We start from the raw sequence: 17,932 nt of genomic DNA, 5'->3' as shown, positions 1-17,932 counted from the left end.
CGGCTGTGAACTCAACCTGTCTCGAACCCTACTCGTGCTCGGGCCGGGGCGACAGCGTTTGCTAGCTGATTCCCAGAAACGGGCAGCTATTTGATCTCGGCGAGCACGGTGCCCTGGGTGATGGCGGCGCCTGCTTCCACCGCGAGGCCGGTGATGGTGCCGTCCTTGTGCGCGGTGACCGGGTTCTCCATCTTCATCGCCTCCAGGACCACCACGAGGTCACCCGCGGCGACCTGCTGGCCTTCCTCGACCGCGACCTTGACCACGGTGCCCTGCATGGGCGCGGTGACCGCGTCACCGGACGCCGCTGCGCCGCCGTGCGAGCCACGCTGCCGCGGCTTGGGCTTCTTGCGGATGACGCCGGGAGCGTCGCCACCGCCGCCGCCCGAGAGCGCCAGATCGCCGGGCAGCGAAACCTCGACCCGGCGGCCGTCGACCTCGACGACCACCTTCTGCCGCGGCTGGGCATCCTGGTCGTCGAGGGGCTCACCGGCGGTGAAGGGCTCAACGGTGTTGTTCCACTCGGTCTCGATCCAGCGGGTGTGTACCGAGAAGCTGTCGCCGTCGCCGATGAAGGCGGGGTCGGACACCACGGCGCGGTGGAACGGGATGACCGTGGCCAGGCCTTCGATGTGGAATTCGTCCAGGGCCCGCCGGGAGCGCGCGAGCGCCTCCTCGCGGGTGGCGCCGTACACGATCAGCTTGGACAGCATCGAGTCGAACTGGCCGCCGATCACCGAACCGGCCTCGACACCGGAGTCCAGCCGGACGCCGGGTCCGGTGGGGATGTCATACCGGGTGACCGGACCGGGCGCCGGCAAAAAGCCGCGTCCGGCGTCCTCGCCGTTGATCCGGAACTCGATGGCGTGCCCCCGCGGTGTCGGGTCCTCGGTGAGGTCGAGCTTTTCGCCGTTGGCGATCTTGAACTGTTGCAGCACCAGGTCGATGCCGGCGGTCTCCTCGGTAACCGGGTGTTCGACCTGCAGACGCGTGTTGACCTCGAGGAAGGAGATCAGGCCGTCCTGGCCGACCAGGTATTCGACGGTGCCGGCCCCGTAGTAGTGGGCCTCCTTGCAGATGCGCTTGGCGGACTCGTGGATCTCCTTGCGCTGCGCGTCGGTCAGGAACGGCGCGGGCGCCTCCTCGACCAGCTTCTGGAAGCGGCGCTGCAGCGAGCAGTCACGGGTGCCGGCGACGATGACGTTGCCGTGCTGGTCGGCGATCACCTGGGCCTCGACGTGGCGCGGCTTGTCCAGGTAGCGCTCGACGAAGCATTCGCCGCGGCCGAACGCCGCGACCGCCTCGCGGGTGGCCGACTCGAACAGCTCGGGGATCTCCTCGAGGGTGCGGGCCACCTTCATGCCGCGGCCGCCGCCGCCGAACGCCGCCTTGATGGCGATCGGCACGCCGTACTCCTCGGCGAAGGCGACCACCTCGTCAGCGTCCTTGACCGGGTCGGGGGTGCCGGGCACCAGCGGCGCCTGCGCGCGGGCGGCGATGTGGCGGGCGGTGACCTTGTCGCCGAGGTCGCGGATGGACTGCGGGCTGGGCCCAATCCAGATCAGGTTGGCGTCGAGGACCGCCTGGGCGAAGTCGGCGTTCTCCGACAGGAAGCCGTAGCCGGGGTGGATGGCGTTGGCGCCGGACTTCGCGGCGGCGTCGAGGATCTTGCCGAAGTCCAGGTAGGACTCGGCGGAGGTCTGACCGCCCAGGGCGAACGCCTCGTCGGCCAACCGCACGTGTGGTGCGTCGGCGTCGGGCTCGGCGTACACCGCCACGCTGGACAGGCCCGCATCGCGGGCCGCCCGGATCACCCGGACGGCGATCTCGCCGCGGTTGGCGATGAGCACCTTGGCGATCCTTGAGCTGGCGTGACTGGCCACTGCGCCTCCTGTGGGAATCGACGTTCTCAATCTCAGAGATGTCTCTAAGAGAATTTCTTACAAGTCTTGTCGGGGGAAGTTTAGGCGGCGCGCCGAGAGCGCCGATACCCGGTCCCAGTCAACCCGTCTCGGGCACAGAAGGTTGACGAGTGACAACCGTAGCCGCGAGTTTCGCTCAGCTAACGGTCATGTGCGCCGGGCAACGCACATCAGGCTCAGTGCACCCGCTGGGGTGCTACTGCCGATACCTGAGAGCAGTTGGCCTATGCGAATCTGCATCGGCGGCCGGCCCATCTCGCCGTCCAGGGCTGCGGCGCCTACGCGATGACTGTGCGGATAAGTGCGCACCTCAAACCCCAGCGGTTCCAGCGTCTCGAGAAACCATTCCCTCGACACCCCGTCGCCGGGTTTGTGGTGCAGCTCGGTGCGAAGCGCCCATGTTCCCTCATCTCCGACGGCGCTATGGCCTCCTCTTTCCAACGCTCGGTAGATCGGTCGCCGCAATTCCCATAGTAATTTGCCGAAACCGCGGAAATTCCATGCAGAGCGCTGCGGATCATGGTCAGTGACCAGGTATCCGCCGGGTTTCACGAGGCGGGCGCCTTCCCTTAAAGCAGCGGTCATGTCGTCTATATGATGAAGGGATCCGTTGAGAACAACCAAGTCGGCAAAAGCGTTTCTGAATGGTAGGTCCTGTGCGTCAGCCAGAAGCGGCAGGTAGCCCTGAGTCTTGGCGATTCGCAGACTTCCCTCTGCGACATCGACCCCGATAAGAACGTCAGGTCTGGTGCCGACGCAGGCGAAGAGATTGCCTGGACCGCAACCGATATCAACGACGACGCGGTCGTCCCAGCTTCCGGCCGCCGCCAGCCAGCGGTCCCTCAGCTCCGGGTACCGGTGTACATGGCGAAGCCAGCTATCCGCCCATTTCGGGTGACCGAAATAGTACGCGTTGGCTTCTATCCCCGGTGAGGTTCTTGAAAGTCGTACGCGTGCAATCCCGTCGACCTCCTCTACCTCGATCTCATCCCTCAAGAAAGTTGTAATCGCCTCAACTTCGTTCAAGGATTTCGTCAACGCCCACCTCGGTTGCTGTCAATCACGGTGAAATCCTAGACGGTTGCTAGCGAACCCAGGTCACTGTTCAATTAAAATCAACGCGTGTCTTAAGCACAGCCAGGGGATTTCTTGTTGACTTCGCCGGCGCTCGATTCGTCCGCGGCTGATACCCGGTCCCTCTCAACCCGTCTCGCGCAAACGCCTCTTGATGCGGGCCAGCATCGCCGACATGCCGCGTAGCCGCAGCGGGCTGATCAAAGCGGCCAGACCGAGCTCGCTGTAGAAATCCTCGGGCACCGCCAGGATGTCGGCGGCGGATTGCTCGTCGAGGCCGGCGGCCAGGATCGAGGCGAAGCCGCGGGTGGTCGGCGCTTCGGCGGGCGCGCTGAAATACAACCGAACCCGGTTCGGGTCATGCGCGTCGACATGTAGAAACAGCGGCGACTGGCACTCGGGAACGGGCTCCATCGCCGCTTCGGCGAGGTCATCGGGCAGCGCAGGCAGGTCGTCGGCGAATTCCAGCAACAGCTTCAGCTTGTCCTGGCCCTGGACTTCGGCGAAGTCGGACACCACCTCGGCCAAGGGGGCGGGCAGGGTCATCAGGCCGGTACTGCTCCCGGGCTCTCGCCCGCGACGATGGGCACGCGCACGGTGTTGCCCCACTCGGTCCACGAACCGTCGTAGTTCCGCACGTCCGGCTTGCCGAGCAGGTGGGTGAGCACGAACCAGGTGTGGCTGGAGCGCTCGCCGATGCGGCAGTAGACCACGGTCTTGTCGTCGGGGCCTAGGAAGCTGTACAGCTCGTCGAGTTCCGCGCGGCTGCGGAATCGGCTGCTCTCGTCGACCGCCTTGCCCCACGGAATCGACCGAGCGGTGGGGATGTGGCCGGCGCGCAGCGCGCCCTCTTCGGGATAGTCGGGCATGTGGGTGCGCTTGCCGGTGTATTCGTCGGGCGAGCGGACGTCGATCAGCGGCTGACTGCCCAGGATGGCCAGCACGTCGTCCTTGAAGGCGCGGATCGGTGCGTCGTTGCGCGCGACAACGGGGTAGCCACTCGACGTCTTGGTCGGGACCTCGAGGGTGGTGTCGCGCCGTTCGGCAAGCCAGAGGTCGCGTCCACCGTTGAGCAGCCGCACGTCGGGGTGGCCGAACAACGTGAAGACCCACAGCGCATAGGCGGCCCACCAGTTGCTCTTGTCGCCGTAGATCACCACGGTGTCGTCGCGGGCAATGCCTTTGCGGTCCATCAGTTCGGCAAACTGTTCGCCGTTGATGTAGTCGCGCACCCTCGGGTCGTTGAGGTCGGTGTGCCAGTCGATCTTGACCGCGCCCGGAATATGGCCGACGTCGTAGAGCAAGACGTCTTCGTCGGACTCGACGATCACCAGGCCGGGTGAGCCCAGGTGGCCCGACAACCAGTCGGCGGTGACCAATCGTTCGGGGTGGGCGTAACCGGCGAGGGTGGGGCTGGGATCCGGGGGGAGCGGCACGGACCGAGCCTACCGTGAGGGCGCGAAGCGGTGCCCGCCGTGACTAGTGCTGCGCCCACAGTGCGTTGACGGATAGTCCGACGTCGCTCAGCAGTCGTCGCAGCAGCGGCAGGCTCAGTCCGACGACGTTCGAGGGATCGCCCTCGATCCCGTCGACGAACCAGCCGCCCAGCCCGTCCAGGGTGAATGCCCCGGCGACGTGCAGAGGCTCGCCGGTGGCAACGTAGGCTTGCAGATCCGCGTCCGTTGGCTTAGTGAAATGCACTGTGGTACAGGCTGATTCGACCCGCTGATGGGTGATTGCACCGTCGCGCAGGCGCTGCACGCAGTGCCCGGTGTGGAGCAGGCCCGAGCGGCCGCCCATCACGCGCCACTGGCCCGCCGCGGCGTCGGCCGATCCCGGTTTGCCGCACAGCCGGCCGTCGATTTCGAGCATCGAATCACAGCCAACGACAACGCAATCGGCCGCGACAGCGGGCTGCAGAACGCCTGCCACCTGCTCGGCCTTGGCCCGGGCCAGCGCGCACACCACCTCGCCCGTCGAAGCCAGCGGCCCCAGGCCGGCGATGAGCGCGTCCTCGTCGACGCCGGAGACCACGACCAGCGGATCGATACCGGCCCCGCGCAGCACCCTGCGGCGACCGGACGAGGCCGAACCCAGCACCAGCCGGGTCATCGGTGCATGTGTACGCGTTCCTGCAAGGTAATTCGCTGATAGTTGCTGATCGCGTAGCGCAGCCTGTCGACCGGAAGCCCCCAGCGGGTGCTCTCCTGTTGCGGGGCCGGGAGCGCAGCGCCGGCGCTGCCCAGAACGACGACCAGCGCGGCCAGCTCCGCGTCGGTGGGGCGCCCCTTGAGGATCTTGATGTGGGGCGCCTGCGGCTGCTGCGGCTCTTCGGTCGTGGGAGTTTCGTCGCTCATAGGGGTATGTTCCCGTGCTTCTTCGGCGGCAGATGCGAGATCTTGCGCTCCAGCAGCCGCAGCGCGGTGGCGATGTAGCCCCGGGTGTGCGACGGCGGGATCACCGCGTCGACGTAGCCGCGCTCGGCGGCGACGTACGGGTTGACGAGGGTGTCCTCGTACTCCTGCTGCAGCTGCAACCGCAGCTCGTCGACGTCCTTGCCCTCCTTGGCGGCCTCCTTGAGCTGCTGGCGGTAGACGAAGCCGACCGCACCGGAGGCGCCCATCACCGCGATCTGCGCGGTCGGCCAGGCGATGTTGACGTCGCAGCCCATGTCCTTGGAGCCCATGACGCAGTAGGCGCCGCCGTAGGCCTTGCGGGTGATGACCGTGATCTTCGGGACGGTGGCCTCGCCGTAGGCGAACAGCAGCTTGGCGCCGCGGCGGATGATGCCGTTGTATTCCTGGCCGGTGCCGGGCAGGAAGCCGGGCACGTCGACCAGCATGACGACCGGGATGTTGAAGCAGTCGCAGGTCCGCACGAAGCGGGCCGCCTTCTCCGAGGCGTTGATGTCCAGGCAGCCGGCGAACTGCGTGGGCTGGTTGGCCACGATCCCGACCGGCCGGCCGTCGATGCGGCCGAATCCGACGACGATGTTCTGCGCGTAACCCGCCTGGATCTCCAGGAATTCGTCGTCGTCGAGGATTCGGGTGATCACCTCGTGCATGTCGTACGGCTGGTTGGGCGAGTCCGGGATCAGGGTGTCCAGCTCGAGGTCCTCGTCGGTCAGGTTGTCCTCGATGGACCCTTCGGGCACCGGCTCGGCGTAACGCGGCGGATCGGTGAAGTTGTTGGGCGGCAGGTAGCCCAGCAGGTCGCGCACCCATTCGAAGGCGTCCTGCTCGCCGGACGCGACGTAGTGCAGGGTGCCCGACTTGGCCATGTGGGTATGGGCCCCGCCGAGTTCCTCCATGGTGACGTCCTCGCCGGTGACGGTCTTGATGACATCGGGTCCGGTGATGAACATCTGGCTGGTCTGGTCGACCATCACCACGAAGTCGGTCAGGGCGGGAGAGTACACGTGCCCACCCGCGGCGGCCCCCATGATCAGCGAGATCTGCGGGATGACGCCCGACGCCAGGATGTTGTTGCGAAAGATGCGGCTGTAGAGGCCCAGCGAGACGACACCCTCCTGGATCCGCGCGCCCGCCCCGTCGTTGATGCCGATCAGCGGGCGGCCGGTCTTGATCGCCAGCTCCTGGATCTTGACGATCTTCTCGCCGTACACCTCGCCCAGGCTGCCGCCGAAGACCGTGGCGTCCTGGCTGAAGATGCAGACGTCGCGGCCGTCGATGGTGCCGTAGCCGGTGATCACGCCGTCGCCGAGCGGGCGGTTGTTCTCCAGCCCGAAGTTGGAGCTGCGGTGCTTGGCCAGCGCGTCGAGCTCGACGAACGAATCGTCGTCCAGCAGCGCAAGAATGCGCTCGCGGGCGGTCAGCTTGCCCTTGGCATGCACCTTCTCGACGGCCTCTTCGCCCACCGGATGCAGCGCCTCTTCGCGGCGCTTGTGCAGCTCGGCCAGCTTGCCCGCGGTGGTGTGGATGTCGATGGTGTGCTCGGCGGCGGGCTCCGCGGTGTGGTCGGTAACGCTTGTCATGGGAGTCGATGTTACGGGCGCGGATAGTCTCAGTCGTCTATGGGCAGCCTTGGAGTCGACTTGGGTCCTTCAATTCAATGGAGCGAGGAGCACGACGTTCTCGTCGCGGGATCGGGCGGCGGCGGGGTCGCCGGTGCCTACACCGCGGCGCGCGAAGGCCTCGATGTGCTGTTGGTCGAGGCGACCGACAAATTCGGCGGCACGACCGCCTACTCCGGCGGGGGCGGGGTCTGGTTCCCCTGCAATCCCGTGCTGATCCGTGCGGGCTCCGACGACACCATCGAGGATGCGCTCACCTACTACCGCGCCGTCGTCGGAGACCGGACACCACGCGAACTGCAGGAGGCGTTCGTCCGGGGCGGCGCGCCGTTGATCGAGTACCTGGAGCAGGATCCGGACATCAAATTCGTGCCGCTGCCGTGGCCCGACTACTACGGCAAGGCGCCGAAGGCGCGCCTGGACGGTCAGCGCCACATCGCCGCGAAGCCGTTGAAGGTGGCCGCCGCTCCCGAACTGCGCGACGCGATCCGCGGGCCGCTGGACACCGATCGGCTCGGGGCCGACACGCCCGCCGATTACTACCTCGGGGGCCGCGCGCTGATCGCGCGATTCCTCAAGGCCATCGGGCAGTATCCGAACGCGTCACTACGGCGCGACACGGCGCTGGTCGAGCTGGTGCGCTCGGACGGCCCCGACAAGCGGGTGATCGGGGCGATCGTGGAGAGCGGGGGCGAGCGCCGCGCGATCCGCACCCGCCTGGGCGTGCTGCTGGCCGCCGGCGGCTTCGAAGGCAACGACGAGTTGCGCCGCGCGTACGGGGTGCCGGGAGTGGCGCGAGACACCATGGGCGGCCCGGGAAGTCGTGGTCTGGCGCTGCAGGCCGGCATCGCCGTGGGCGCGGACACCGACCTGCTGGATCAGGCCTGGTGGTCACCGGGCATGACCCATCCCGACGGCCGTTCCGCGTTTGCGCTGTGGTTCACCGGCGGCATCTTCGTCAATCAGAACGGGGAGCGGTTCGTCAACGAGTCACGGGCCTACGACCGGGCCGGTCGCGAGATCATCGCGCAGCTGCAGGACGGGTCAATGACGTTGCCGTACTGGATGATCTACGACGACAAGGAAGGTGAGGTGCCGCCCGTCAAGGCGGCCAACGTGTCGATCGTCGAGACCGAGAAGTACGTCGCCGCCGGCCTGTGGCACACCGCGGACACCCTCGAGGAACTGGCCGCCAAGATCGGGGTACCTCCGGCAAATCTGGTGGCAACGGTGTTGCGGTTCAACGGTTTTGCCGCCTGCGGTGGCGACGAGGATTTCGGCCGGGGCGACGAGGCCTTCGACCGGGCTTTCTCGGCGGGCGCCTCGCCGCTGGTGGCAATCGACTCGCCGCCGTATCACGCCGCGGCGTTCGGCCTGTCCGACCTGGGCACCAAGGGGGGCTTGCGCACCGACGCCGCGGCGCGGGTACTCGACACGGCCGGCAACCCCATCAGCGGGCTGTACGCGGCGGGCAACACGATGGCCGCGCCCAGCGGCACCGCGTATCCGGCCGGTGGCAATCCGATCGGGACCAGCATGCTGTTCAGCCACGTGGCCGTGCTGGACATGCGGGCCCGGCGAAGCTCCTAGGCCGGCCGGTGATGGACCGCGACGACCTCAGGACGCCACTGGACGCTGCCGCCCTGCGAGCCGAGTTGATCGGCACCGGACTGGGCTGGCGCCGGCTCGACATCGTCGAGCAAACCGGTTCCACCAACGCCGATTTGATGGCCCGCGCGGCCGCGGGAACCGACATCGCCGGGGCGGTGCTCATCGCCGAGCATCAGACCGCCGGTCGCGGCCGGCACGGCCGCACCTGGTCGGCCGCCCCGCGCGCGCAGATCACCATGTCGGTCGGGGTGAGTGTCGTCGACGTGCCGACCGAAGGCTGGGGCTGGTTGCCGCTGGCGACCGGTGTGGCGGTCGTCGACGCGCTGGCGCCACTGCTTGACGGCAGCGGGATCGAGGCCGGCCTCAAGTGGCCCAACGACGTGTTGGCCGGCCCGCCGGACGCCCCGGGCAAGCTGGCCGGCATTCTCGCCGAGGTGGTCCGCCCGTTTGTGGTAATTGGCTTGGGGCTCAACGTAACTCAAGCGCCCGACGGCGTCGGGGCGACCTCGCTGCTCGACCTCGGGGTCGCCGCCCCCGACCGCGGCCGGCTGGTGGTGCGGCTGCTGCGTGAACTCGGGGACCGCGTCGTCGCGTGGCGGGCGGCGCGCGGTGCGGACTGGCAGCTCGCGGCCGACTACCGGGCCCGCAGCCTGACCATCGGCAAACGCGTACGCGCGCAGCTGCCCGGGAACTCCGAAGTCGTCGGCATCGCAAGCGGTGTCGACGACCAGGGCAGGCTCTGCGTGGAGACCGACGGCGAAACCGTCGTGGTTTCGGCTGGTGACGTCGTTCATCTGCGCGGCTAAGGTCGCGACCATGAGTTATCCCGATAACGCCCTGGCGGCCGGCGAGCAGATCGTCATACACCGCCACCCACACTGGAAGCGCTTGATCTGGCCCGTCGTGGTGTTCATCTCAGCGACCGGCCTGGCGGCGTTCGGCTCCGGCTACCTCAACTCCACGCATTGGGAGCAGCTCGCCAAGAACATCATCTACGGCGTCATCTGGGGAATCTGGCTCGTGGTGATCGGCTGGCTGACGCTGTGGCCGTTGCTGACCTGGCTGACCACCCATTTCGTCGTCACCAACCGGCGGGTGATGTTTCGGCACGGCGTGCTGACCCGCAGCGGCATCGACATTCCGCTGGCGCGGATCAACAGCGTGGAATTCCGGGACAAGCTGACCGAGCGGATGTTTCGCACCGGGACGCTGATTATCGAGTCGGCGTCACAAGATCCGTTGGAGTTCTACAACATTCCGCGACTGCGCGAGGTGCACTCGCTGCTGTATCACGAAGTCTTCGACACCCTGGGTTCCGAGGAATCGCCGAGCTGACCCGACCGGCTGGCCCGGTTGCGCCAGGCGCGCAGCAGCGTGACGTTGCCGCGCTCGATCTCGTCTTCGAAGACTTCGGCGATTCCGCCGGCGGTAAGCGCGGATTCCAGCACCTCGTCCGCGACGGGTGCCAGCTGGTCGGGGAACACCCAGCGCCGGAACGCCCAGAACCGGAACGCCATCTGCAGCAGGTTGCCGATGACGTAGGCGGAAATGAAGTCAGCGACGTTCTCCACGGTCAGCGAGACCGTCGGGACCCGCAGTCCGAAGACATAGCTGGAGACCCACAGCGGCGCCATGCTCAGCAGCACGCCCACGCCGCTGAACGCGAAGAACAGCAGCGCCTCGTGGTGGCGTTCGCGGCCGCCCCGGTCGCGGAAGCTCCATTCCCGGTTCAGCACGTAGGACGCGATCACCGCGACGATTCCGGCGATTACCTTGGCCGTCACCGGCTTGGGCTCGAGAATCGTCAGCTTCAGCGTGTAGAAAATCGCCGAGTCAATAACGAAGGTAGTGCCGCCCACGATGGCGAATTTGATGAATTCGTGATGGCGTTGCGCATAGGGCTGAAAGATCCCGGGCAAACGCGCGATGGTGGCATCGGCGAAGGACACAAGACGTGAGTGTACGTTCGCACGCAAAAATGGCGCAAAATGGTACATAACAATTTTGTGTCGGTGCCTGGTCAACACACCTTTCGATGCGGGTTTTGGGGCGGCATTGTTCGCCGTGACACCATGATGGCCGTGCCGAGTACACCCAGCCCGCCGCCCGCAAGCGGGAGGTGCCCCCAGGTGGCGATGGTCGGCGGCGGCCAGCTCGCCCGGATGACGCATCAGGCCGCGATCGCGCTGGGTCAGAACCTGCGGGTGCTGGCCCTCGCCGACGACGAGCCGGCGGCCCAGGTCACCCCCAATGTGGTGATCGGTTCGCACACCGATCTGGAGGATTTGCGCCGGGTTGCGGCCGGGGCCGACGTGCTGACGTTCGACCACGAGCACGTCCCGACCGATCTGCTGGAGAAGCTGGTCGCCGAGGGGGTCAACGTGGCGCCGCCGCCGCAGGCGCTGGTGCACGCCCAGGACAAGCTGGTGATGCGGCGGCGGCTCGAGGAGCTGGGCGCCGCGGTGCCGCGCTATGCGGCCATCCAGAGCGCGGCCGACGTCGACGCCTTCGCGGCGCGGGTGGACGGACCGATCGTGGTCAAGGCCGCCCGCGGCGGCTACGACGGCAAGGGGGTGCAGCTCGCCCGCGACGTGGGCCACGCCCGCGAGATCGTCGAGGCCTATCTGGCCTCTCGGGTGCCGGTGCTGGTCGAGGAACGCGTGGCGCTGCGCCGCGAATTGTCGGCGCTGGTGGCGCGCTCGCCGTTCGGTCAGGGCGCGGCGTGGCCGGTGGTCGAGACGGTGCAGGCCGACGGGATCTGCGTGCAGGTGATCGCCCCGGCGCCCGAGCTGCCCCAGGAGTCCGCCGCCGCCGCACAGCAGCTGGCGCTGCGACTTGCCGCCGAACTCGGCGTGGTGGGTGTGCTCGCGGTCGAGTTGTTCGAGACCCGCGACGGCGCCCTGCTCGTCAACGAGCTCGCCATGCGGCCCCACAACTCCGGGCACTGGACCATGGACGGCGCCCGCACCAGCCAATTCGAACAGCATCTGCGTGCGGTGCTGGACTATCCGCTCGGCGGCACCGATGCCGTCGTGCCGGTGACCGTGATGGCCAACGTGCTGGGCGCCGCGCAGCAGCCCGCGATGACCCTGGACGAGCGGCTGCACCATCTCTACGCACGCATGCCCGACGCCCGGGTCCACCTGTACGGCAAGGGCGAGCGACCGGGGAGGAAAATTGGCCACGTCAACTTCCTCGGCACCTCCGCCGACCTGGAAAGCCCGGCGAAGCTGCGTGAACGCGCCGCGCTAGCGGCAGACTGGTTGGCACATGGGCAGTGGACGGACGGATGGGATCCACATGGCTGATACCCCCCGCGTCGGCGTGATCATGGGCAGCGACAGTGACTGGGCGGTGATGCAGGACGCCGCCGCCGCGCTGGCCGAATTCGACGTGCCGGCCGAGGTCCGGGTGGTCTCGGCGCATCGCACCCCGGGGGTGATGTTCGACTACGCCCGCGGCGCGGCCGATCGCGGCCTCGAGGTGATCATCGCCGGTGCCGGCGGCGCGGCCCACCTGCCCGGCATGGTCGCCGCGGCGACGCCGCTACCGGTGATCGGCGTACCGGTGCCACTGGGACGGCTGGACGGCCTGGACTCCCTGCTGTCGATCGTGCAGATGCCCGCGGGCGTGCCGGTGGCCACGGTCTCGATCGGCGGCGCACGCAACGCCGGCCTGCTGGCGGTGCGCATGCTCGGCTCGTCCGACCCGGCGCTGCGCGCCCGGATCGTCGCCTTCCAGGACGAGCTGGCCGAGACGGTGCGGGCCAAGGATGCGGCCCTGCAACAGCTCCAGGGTAAAGTTACCGGCGAGTAACAGAAGATTAGGAGGCTCGCGAGATGGCTGGATGGGCCGGAAACCCCACGTTTGATGTGTTCAAGCTGCCGGAGGAACACGACGAATTGCGCGCCGCGATTCGCGCGCTGGCGGAAAAGGAGATCGCCCCCCACGCGGCCGAAGTCGACGAGAAGTCGCGCTTCCCGCAGGAGGCGCTCGACGCGCTGAACGCGTCGGGCTTCAACGCGGTGCATGTGCCGGAGGAGTACGGCGGTCAGGGCGCCGACTCCGTCGCGGCGTGCATCGTCATCGAAGAGGTCGCGCGCGTGGACGCGTCGGCCTCGCTGATCCCCGCGGTGAACAAGCTGGGCACCATGGGCCTGATCCTGCGCGGCTCCGAGGAGTTGAAGAAGCAGGTCCTGCCGTCGATCGCCGACGGCACCGCGATGGCGTCCTACGCGCTGAGCGAGCGGGAAGCCGGCAGCGACGCGGCCGCGATGAAGACCCGGGCCAAGGCCGACGGCGACGGCTGGATTCTCAACGGCGCCAAGTGCTGGATCACCAACGGCGGCAAGTCGAGTTGGTACACCGTGATGGCGGTGACCGACCCCGACAAGGGCGCCAACGGCATCTCGTCGTTCATGGTGCACATCGACGACGAGGGCTTCACCGTCGGCCCGAAGGAGCGCAAGCTCGGGATCAAGGGTTCGCCCACCACCGAGCTGTACTTCGAGGACTGCCGCATCCCCGGCGACCGGATCATCGGTGAGCCCGGCACCGGCTTCAAAACCGCGCTGGCCACGCTGGACCACACCCGCCCGACGATCGGCGCCCAGGCCGTGGGCATCGCCCAGGGCGCGGTCGACGCCGCCATCGCCTACACCAAGGACCGCAAGCAGTTCGGCCAGGCGATCAGCGACTTCCAGGGTGTGCAGTTCATGCTGGCCGACATGGCGATGAAGGTGGAGGCGGCGCGCCTGATGGTCTACAGCGCGGCCGCCCGGGCCGAGCGCGGGGAAGGCAACCTCGGGTTCATCTCGGCCGCCTCCAAGTGTTTTGCCTCCGACGTCGCAATGGAGGTCACCACCGACGCCGTGCAGCTGTTCGGCGGCGCCGGCTACACCATCGACTTCCCCGTCGAGCGGATGATGCGTGACGCCAAGATCACCCAGATCTACGAGGGCACCAACCAGATTCAGCGTGTGGTGATGTCGCGGGCGCTGCTGCGCTGATCCGCGTTCCTTCGGCACCCGGTGGCAAAAAACACCTGCCCGCCGAATAAGATTGGCTGTTGCAACTAAGCTCACGCCAAACTCAAACCATTCGGGATGGTAGCGGGCATGCGTAGGGCTTCGATCGGCGCTGCGGCCAAGTGGTCGGAGCGCCGTCCACTGAGCAAAGCCCTTATCGCGCCCAGGGGGTGTTAAGTGAAGGACGTGGCTCTCCGCGGACGCCCGCTTGGAACCAACGCCAGTGCGTAGCCCGGTGACGTCGGTGGCCAACCGGCAGGCGTTGTCGCTGCTGCTGGTCGAGGACGACCGGGCCGACGCGGTCCTGGTGGAAGAGCTGATCGCCGAGGCGGTCGACGACATCCGCGTGGTGTGGGCGCAGTCGATAGCCCACGCCGAGCGCGAACTGTCCACCACAAGGCCCGACTGCGTGCTGTTGGACCTCAACCTGCCCGATGCCAGCGGCATGGACGCGCTGGACCGCATTGCGAAACACGATGTGACCGTCCCCATCGTCGTGCTGACCGGGCTCAACGACGAGTACTTCGGGGCGTCCGCGGTCGCGGCCGGTGCGCAGGATTACCTGGTCAAGGGCCGGGTCGAACCCGAGATGCTGCGGCGGGCGGTGCTGTACGCGATCGAGCGCAAGCGGGTCGAGCTCATTGCCGCTGACCTGCACACCAGCCAGCTCCGAGCACGCGAGAACGCGTTGCTCGAACGTGGCCTGCTGCCCTCGCCGCTGCTGCTGGACAACCCGGGCGTCGAGATCGTCGCCAGGTACCGGCCAAGCCGGGTCGACGCGCTGCTGTGCGGCGACTTCTACGACGTCGTGCAAACGCCGGACCGGGTGGTGCACGTTCTCAACGGTGACGTCGCGGGACACGGCCCCGACGAGGCGGCGTTGGGCGCGGCACTGCGGATCGCATGGCGCGCGCTCACTTTCGCCGGGGTGCGCGGCACCGAACTGATGCGTCAGCTCGAACGGATGCTGCGCGCGGAACGGACCGATACCGGGATCTTCGCGACCGTACTGAGCCTGGAGATCCCGGCGGACGGCCCGCGCATCACCGCGATCCGGGCCGGCCACCCCGGGATGTTGCGGCACCACGGTGCGGCGGTCGAATGGATCGAGCCGCCGGCCGGGCCTGCTCTGGGTCTGCGCGCCGACGACTGGCCGGTGTGCGAGCTGGAATTGCCGGTGGGACAAGGACTTCTGCTGCTCACCGACGGACTGTTCGAGGGATATTGTGGGCCCGGTAACGCGCGTCTGGGCGAGGACGGGCTGCTCGAACTGGCCCGTGCGCACGCGGATCTGGCCGGTCCGGAGTTCGTCGACGCGCTGATCGACGGCGCCGAGAAGCTCGCTCAGCCCCGCGGGGGACTCACCGACGACATCGCCGTGGTGCGCGTGGAACGGACCGCCACATGACCAACCACATGCATTCGCTGCGCCGCGCCAAGCTGACCGTGCGCGGCTGGCTGGCCCTGACGCTGTTCGGCATGGGCGTGCTGGTGCTGGCGGGCGCCCTGGTGGGCGCGGCGCTGCTGAATCGCACCGACGCGGAGTCGCGCAGTCTGAGCCAGCAGATTCAGCCGGCGCGGGTGGCCGCAACTCAATTGCAGGCGGCGTTGCGCGACCAGGAAACAGGCGTCCGCGGCTACCTCATCGCCGCCGACCGGCAGTTCCTCACGCCCTACTACGACGGGCAACAAGCCGAACATGCGGCGGCCGAAGACATCCGGCGGCTCGTCGGTGGGCGCCCGGAGCTGATCGCCGATCTGGATGCGATCGAGCGAGCGTCGTCGGCATGGCGGTCGACGTACGCCGAGCCGCTCATCGCGAGCGTGAGCCCCAACGCACCCGCCGTGGTGAGCGGCGAGATCGCCGATCGCGGCAAGGCTGAATTCGACCATCTGCGTGGGCTTTTCGACACGCAGAACGTGGATTTGGCCGCAGCGTCCGTGCACGCGAAGAACCAGGTCAACAACATCAACGGCTGGCGCGACCGGGTGCTCGGCTCGATCGTGCTGCTCTTCTTCGGCATGGCCATTCTGCTGGGCTTCCTGACGCGGGCCGCGATCACCGTTCCGCTGACGGCACTGGCCGCGTCCTGCCGCCGGATCACCGACGGCAACTTCGCCGAAACCATCTCAATTCCGCGTCGGCCCAGGGATATTCACGAAATGGCGATCGACGTGGAGAACATGCGCCAGCGGCTGGTGTCGTCGCTGGAGATCTCGCGGGCGGCCGAGGCGCGGCTGGACGCCCAGACCGTCGAGCTGAGCCGTTCCAACGCCGAACTCGAGCAGTTCGCCTATGTCGCTTCCCACGACCTGCAGGAGCCCCTGCGCAAGGTCGCGTCGTTCTGCCAGCTGCTGGAGAAGCGGTACGGCGATAAGCTCGACGAACGCGGCCTCGAGTACATCAATTTCGCGGTCGACGGCGCCAAACGCATGCAGGTGCTGATCAACGATTTGCTCAGTTTCTCCCGCGTGGGCCGGGTGAACAGCAAGCAGGCCGAGGTCGACCTGGACGCCACGCTGGATGCGGCCGTGGCCAATCTCGCTGCCGCGATCGAGGAGTCGGACGCCGAGGTGGTCCGGCCACCGCAACCGCTGCCCCGCGTCATCGGCGACTCCACCCTGTTGACGATGTTGTGGCAGAACCTGATCGGCAATGCCATCAAGTTCCGCCACGTCGATCGCTCGCCACGGATCGTCATCGACTGTCAACGCAGCAACGATGGTCACACATGGTTATTCACGTTGTCGGACAACGGAATCGGCATCGCCGAGGAGTTCACCGACAAGGTTTTCGTCATCTTTCAGCGCTTGCACGGTCGCGAGGTGTATCCCGGGACCGGCGTGGGACTGGCGCTGGTGAAGAAGATCATCGAGTACCACGACGGGTCCGTCCGGATCGACACCCGTTACACCGATGGAACCCGGTTCGAATTCACCCTGCCCATCGCTGTGCCGACCGACCACCAAGCCACCCTGGAAGGAGCCCATCAATGACACCAGCCGGCCGAGCGATCGAGATCCTGCTTGTCGAAGACGACCCCGGCGACGAGCTCATCACCCGGGAGGCATTGGAGCACAACAAGTTCCAGAACAGGCTGCATGTCGCGCACGACGGGGAGGAAGGCCTGGACTTCCTGTACCGCCGCAACGGGTTCGAGGACGCGCCACGGCCCGATCTCATCCTGCTCGACTTGAACCTGCCGAAATACGACGGCCGGCAGCTGCTGGAAAAGATCAAGTCCGACGCCGACCTCGCGCGCATCCCGGTCGTCGTGCTCACCACCTCCTCGGCCGAGGAGGACATCCTGCGCAGCTATAGGTTGCACGCGAACGCCTATGTCGCCAAGCCGGTCGATCTCGACCAATTCATCAGTGCGGTCCGGCAGATCGACGAATTCTTCCTTCAGGTCGTGCGGCTTCCCGGCGTCTGAAACACCGACGTGATCAGCCGCCCGGCGGCAATCAGCAGCAGCAGAAAGACGATCAGCAGGAACGCCGCGTCGTAGGACAAGTCCTGCGCCGACTTCGACGGCAGGTTGTAGAACGTCCAGATCGGATACGTCAGATAGCCGACCGGTGATCCGGTGAGTTGTCCCGTCGGCAGCGACGCCGACCAGCCCGCGGTGTAGAGCATCGGTGCCGTCTCGCTGACCGCCAGCGCCAGGGCCACCAGCATGCCGGTGACGATCCCGGGAAGCGCGGGCTTCAGGACGATCTTGCGCAGCGTCCAGTTGACCGGAAGCCCGAGTGCCTCCGCTCCTTCCCGGTAGGACGTCGGGACCTGATGCAGCGCCGACTCGGTGGCCTTGGTGATGTACGGAATGCTCATCACCGACAGCACCAATACCCCGGCCGCCAGTGAGAAGCCCCAGCCGAAGTCCACCACGAGTGCGAGGTAGCCGACATAGCCGAGCACGATGGCGGGGACACCGGCCAGCACCTCGTAGGCGCCCCGCAGAATCGATCGTGTTCTGCCCGTGGCGAATTCGGACAGATAAATCCCGGCCAGCACGCTCACGGTGCCGCCGACCAACAACACCCCGAGGCCGAGCACCACCGTCCCGACGATGGCGTTGCGGAGGCCGCCGCCGTTGCCCTGGCTGTCCTGCACCAGCACGCTGAAATGGAACACCGGCAGGGCGCGGCCGACCACGCCGATCAGCATCCACAGCGTCGGGATGATCACCACCGCCAGCCCGGCGAAGCAGCACACCCAGAACGCCACGTCGACCGTCCTGCGCCGGGCCGCGACCGACCACATG

General features: G+C 67.3%; 18 protein-coding genes. 9 read left to right on the top strand and 9 right to left on the bottom strand.

Features of this window, described 5'->3' with window-relative positions; translation table 11 throughout:
- Positions 1-86: 86 nt before the first annotated feature.
- The 7 genes from MNAB215_RS02945 to MNAB215_RS02915 form a co-directional block, all read right to left on the bottom strand.
- The gene (locus MNAB215_RS02945) at positions 87-1,883 is read right to left on the bottom strand and encodes an acetyl/propionyl/methylcrotonyl-CoA carboxylase subunit alpha (RefSeq protein WP_077077382.1); all 1,797 of its coding nucleotides are present in this window, start codon (positions 1,881-1,883) and stop codon (positions 87-89) included.
- A 186-nt stretch (positions 1,884-2,069) separates the two neighbouring features.
- Entirely contained in the window at positions 2,070-2,960 is an 891-nt protein-coding gene (locus tag MNAB215_RS02940; protein WP_077077381.1) for a class I SAM-dependent methyltransferase, read from the bottom strand.
- 162 nt (positions 2,961-3,122) lie between these two features.
- Positions 3,123-3,542, bottom strand: a complete 420-nt coding sequence (locus MNAB215_RS02935) for a SufE family protein (RefSeq protein WP_077077380.1) — start codon at positions 3,540-3,542, stop codon at positions 3,123-3,125.
- Positions 3,542-4,432: a sulfurtransferase gene (locus MNAB215_RS02930; RefSeq protein ID WP_077077379.1), complete on the bottom strand. Its 891-nt coding sequence runs from the start codon at positions 4,430-4,432 to the stop codon at positions 3,542-3,544. The genes MNAB215_RS02935 and MNAB215_RS02930 overlap by 1 nt, the downstream gene beginning before the upstream one ends.
- Positions 4,433-4,475: 43 nt before the next feature.
- Complete coding sequence (locus MNAB215_RS02925; protein ID WP_077077378.1) at positions 4,476-5,108, bottom strand: Maf family protein; 633 nt, start codon at positions 5,106-5,108, stop codon at positions 4,476-4,478.
- Positions 5,105-5,353, bottom strand: a complete 249-nt coding sequence (locus tag MNAB215_RS02920; RefSeq protein ID WP_077077377.1) for an acyl-CoA carboxylase subunit epsilon — start codon at positions 5,351-5,353, stop codon at positions 5,105-5,107. The genes MNAB215_RS02925 and MNAB215_RS02920 overlap by 4 nt, the downstream gene beginning before the upstream one ends.
- On the bottom strand, positions 5,350-6,990 hold the full coding sequence (locus tag MNAB215_RS02915; protein WP_077077376.1) for an acyl-CoA carboxylase subunit beta: 1,641 nt from the start codon (positions 6,988-6,990) through the stop codon (positions 5,350-5,352). The genes MNAB215_RS02920 and MNAB215_RS02915 overlap by 4 nt, the downstream gene beginning before the upstream one ends.
- 39 nt (positions 6,991-7,029) lie before the next feature.
- Between MNAB215_RS02915 and MNAB215_RS02910 the strand changes: the two genes are divergently transcribed.
- From MNAB215_RS02910 to MNAB215_RS02900, 3 genes are read left to right on the top strand one after another with little or no spacing between them, the layout of a single operon-like run.
- Positions 7,030-8,619: an FAD-binding protein gene (locus MNAB215_RS02910; protein WP_077077375.1), complete on the top strand. Its 1,590-nt coding sequence runs from the start codon at positions 7,030-7,032 to the stop codon at positions 8,617-8,619.
- An 8-nt stretch (positions 8,620-8,627) separates the two neighbouring features.
- The gene (locus MNAB215_RS02905) at positions 8,628-9,446 is read left to right on the top strand and encodes a biotin--[acetyl-CoA-carboxylase] ligase (protein WP_077077374.1); all 819 of its coding nucleotides are present in this window, start codon (positions 8,628-8,630) and stop codon (positions 9,444-9,446) included.
- A gap of 10 nt (positions 9,447-9,456) precedes the next feature.
- On the top strand, positions 9,457-9,975 hold the full coding sequence (locus tag MNAB215_RS02900; protein ID WP_077078366.1) for a PH domain-containing protein: 519 nt from the start codon (positions 9,457-9,459) through the stop codon (positions 9,973-9,975).
- On the opposite strand, the gene MNAB215_RS02895 is transcribed toward MNAB215_RS02900, so the two are convergent.
- Complete coding sequence (locus MNAB215_RS02895) at positions 9,930-10,589, bottom strand: GtrA family protein (protein ID WP_077077373.1); 660 nt, start codon at positions 10,587-10,589, stop codon at positions 9,930-9,932. The two genes, MNAB215_RS02900 and MNAB215_RS02895, sit on opposite strands and share 46 nt — an antisense overlap.
- Positions 10,590-10,712: 123 nt before the next feature.
- Here MNAB215_RS02895 and MNAB215_RS02890 point away from each other — a divergent pair, with 123 nt between their 5' ends.
- The 6 genes from MNAB215_RS02890 to MNAB215_RS02865 all read left to right on the top strand — a co-directional run bounded on the left by MNAB215_RS02890 (position 10,713) and on the right by MNAB215_RS02865 (position 17,101).
- On the top strand, positions 10,713-11,948 hold the full coding sequence (locus MNAB215_RS02890; RefSeq protein ID WP_077077372.1) for a 5-(carboxyamino)imidazole ribonucleotide synthase: 1,236 nt from the start codon (positions 10,713-10,715) through the stop codon (positions 11,946-11,948).
- Entirely contained in the window at positions 11,941-12,456 is a 516-nt protein-coding gene (gene purE / locus MNAB215_RS02885) for a 5-(carboxyamino)imidazole ribonucleotide mutase (RefSeq protein WP_077077371.1), read from the top strand. The genes MNAB215_RS02890 and purE overlap by 8 nt, the downstream gene beginning before the upstream one ends.
- A gap of 23 nt (positions 12,457-12,479) precedes the next feature.
- Entirely contained in the window at positions 12,480-13,649 is a 1,170-nt protein-coding gene (locus tag MNAB215_RS02880) for an acyl-CoA dehydrogenase (RefSeq protein WP_077077370.1), read from the top strand.
- Between the two features lie 280 nt (positions 13,650-13,929).
- Positions 13,930-15,075: a PP2C family protein-serine/threonine phosphatase gene (locus MNAB215_RS02875; RefSeq protein WP_174604552.1), complete on the top strand. Its 1,146-nt coding sequence runs from the start codon at positions 13,930-13,932 to the stop codon at positions 15,073-15,075.
- Positions 15,072-16,664: a sensor histidine kinase gene (locus MNAB215_RS02870; RefSeq protein WP_077077368.1), complete on the top strand. Its 1,593-nt coding sequence runs from the start codon at positions 15,072-15,074 to the stop codon at positions 16,662-16,664. Before MNAB215_RS02875 ends, MNAB215_RS02870 begins: the two co-directional genes overlap by 4 nt.
- Positions 16,661-17,101, top strand: coding sequence for a response regulator (locus MNAB215_RS02865; protein WP_077077367.1), 441 nt, complete (start codon positions 16,661-16,663; stop codon positions 17,099-17,101). Before MNAB215_RS02870 ends, MNAB215_RS02865 begins: the two co-directional genes overlap by 4 nt.
- Here the strand turns inward: MNAB215_RS02865 and MNAB215_RS02860 are convergent.
- Positions 17,074-17,931 carry a PstA family ABC transporter permease gene (locus tag MNAB215_RS02860; RefSeq protein ID WP_077077366.1) on the bottom strand — a complete coding sequence of 286 codons (858 nt, stop codon included), beginning with the start codon at positions 17,929-17,931 and terminating at the stop codon, positions 17,074-17,076. The genes MNAB215_RS02865 and MNAB215_RS02860 overlap by 28 nt on opposite strands.
- Position 17,932 lies beyond the last annotated feature (1 nt).

It is taken from the genome of Mycobacterium numidiamassiliense (genome assembly GCF_900157365.1).
Taxonomy (GTDB): domain Bacteria; phylum Actinomycetota; class Actinomycetes; order Mycobacteriales; family Mycobacteriaceae; genus Mycobacterium; species Mycobacterium numidiamassiliense.
The sequence above is the reverse complement of the archived record's forward strand: the minus strand, read 5'-3'. Positions and strand labels throughout refer to the sequence as shown.

Coding starts and splice junctions, on each gene's coding strand:
- MNAB215_RS02880 (WP_077077370.1), top strand. CDS start 12,480: ATGGCTGGATGGGCCGGAAACCCCACGTTTGATGTGTTCAAGCTGCCG.
- MNAB215_RS02890 (WP_077077372.1), top strand. CDS start 10,713: ATGATGGCCGTGCCGAGTACACCCAGCCCGCCGCCCGCAAGCGGGAGG.
- MNAB215_RS02915 (WP_077077376.1), bottom strand. CDS start 6,990: ATGACAAGCGTTACCGACCACACCGCGGAGCCCGCCGCCGAGCACACC.
- MNAB215_RS02925 (WP_077077378.1), bottom strand. CDS start 5,108: ATGACCCGGCTGGTGCTGGGTTCGGCCTCGTCCGGTCGCCGCAGGGTG.
- MNAB215_RS02870 (WP_077077368.1), top strand. CDS start 15,072: ATGACCAACCACATGCATTCGCTGCGCCGCGCCAAGCTGACCGTGCGC.
- MNAB215_RS02860 (WP_077077366.1), bottom strand. CDS start 17,931: ATGTGGTCGGTCGCGGCCCGGCGCAGGACGGTCGACGTGGCGTTCTGG.
- MNAB215_RS02910 (WP_077077375.1), top strand. CDS start 7,030: ATGGGCAGCCTTGGAGTCGACTTGGGTCCTTCAATTCAATGGAGCGAG.
- MNAB215_RS02920 (WP_077077377.1), bottom strand. CDS start 5,353: ATGAGCGACGAAACTCCCACGACCGAAGAGCCGCAGCAGCCGCAGGCG.
- MNAB215_RS02900 (WP_077078366.1), top strand. CDS start 9,457: ATGAGTTATCCCGATAACGCCCTGGCGGCCGGCGAGCAGATCGTCATA.
- MNAB215_RS02935 (WP_077077380.1), bottom strand. CDS start 3,542: ATGACCCTGCCCGCCCCCTTGGCCGAGGTGGTGTCCGACTTCGCCGAA.
- MNAB215_RS02865 (WP_077077367.1), top strand. CDS start 16,661: ATGACACCAGCCGGCCGAGCGATCGAGATCCTGCTTGTCGAAGACGAC.
- purE (WP_077077371.1), top strand. CDS start 11,941: ATGGCTGATACCCCCCGCGTCGGCGTGATCATGGGCAGCGACAGTGAC.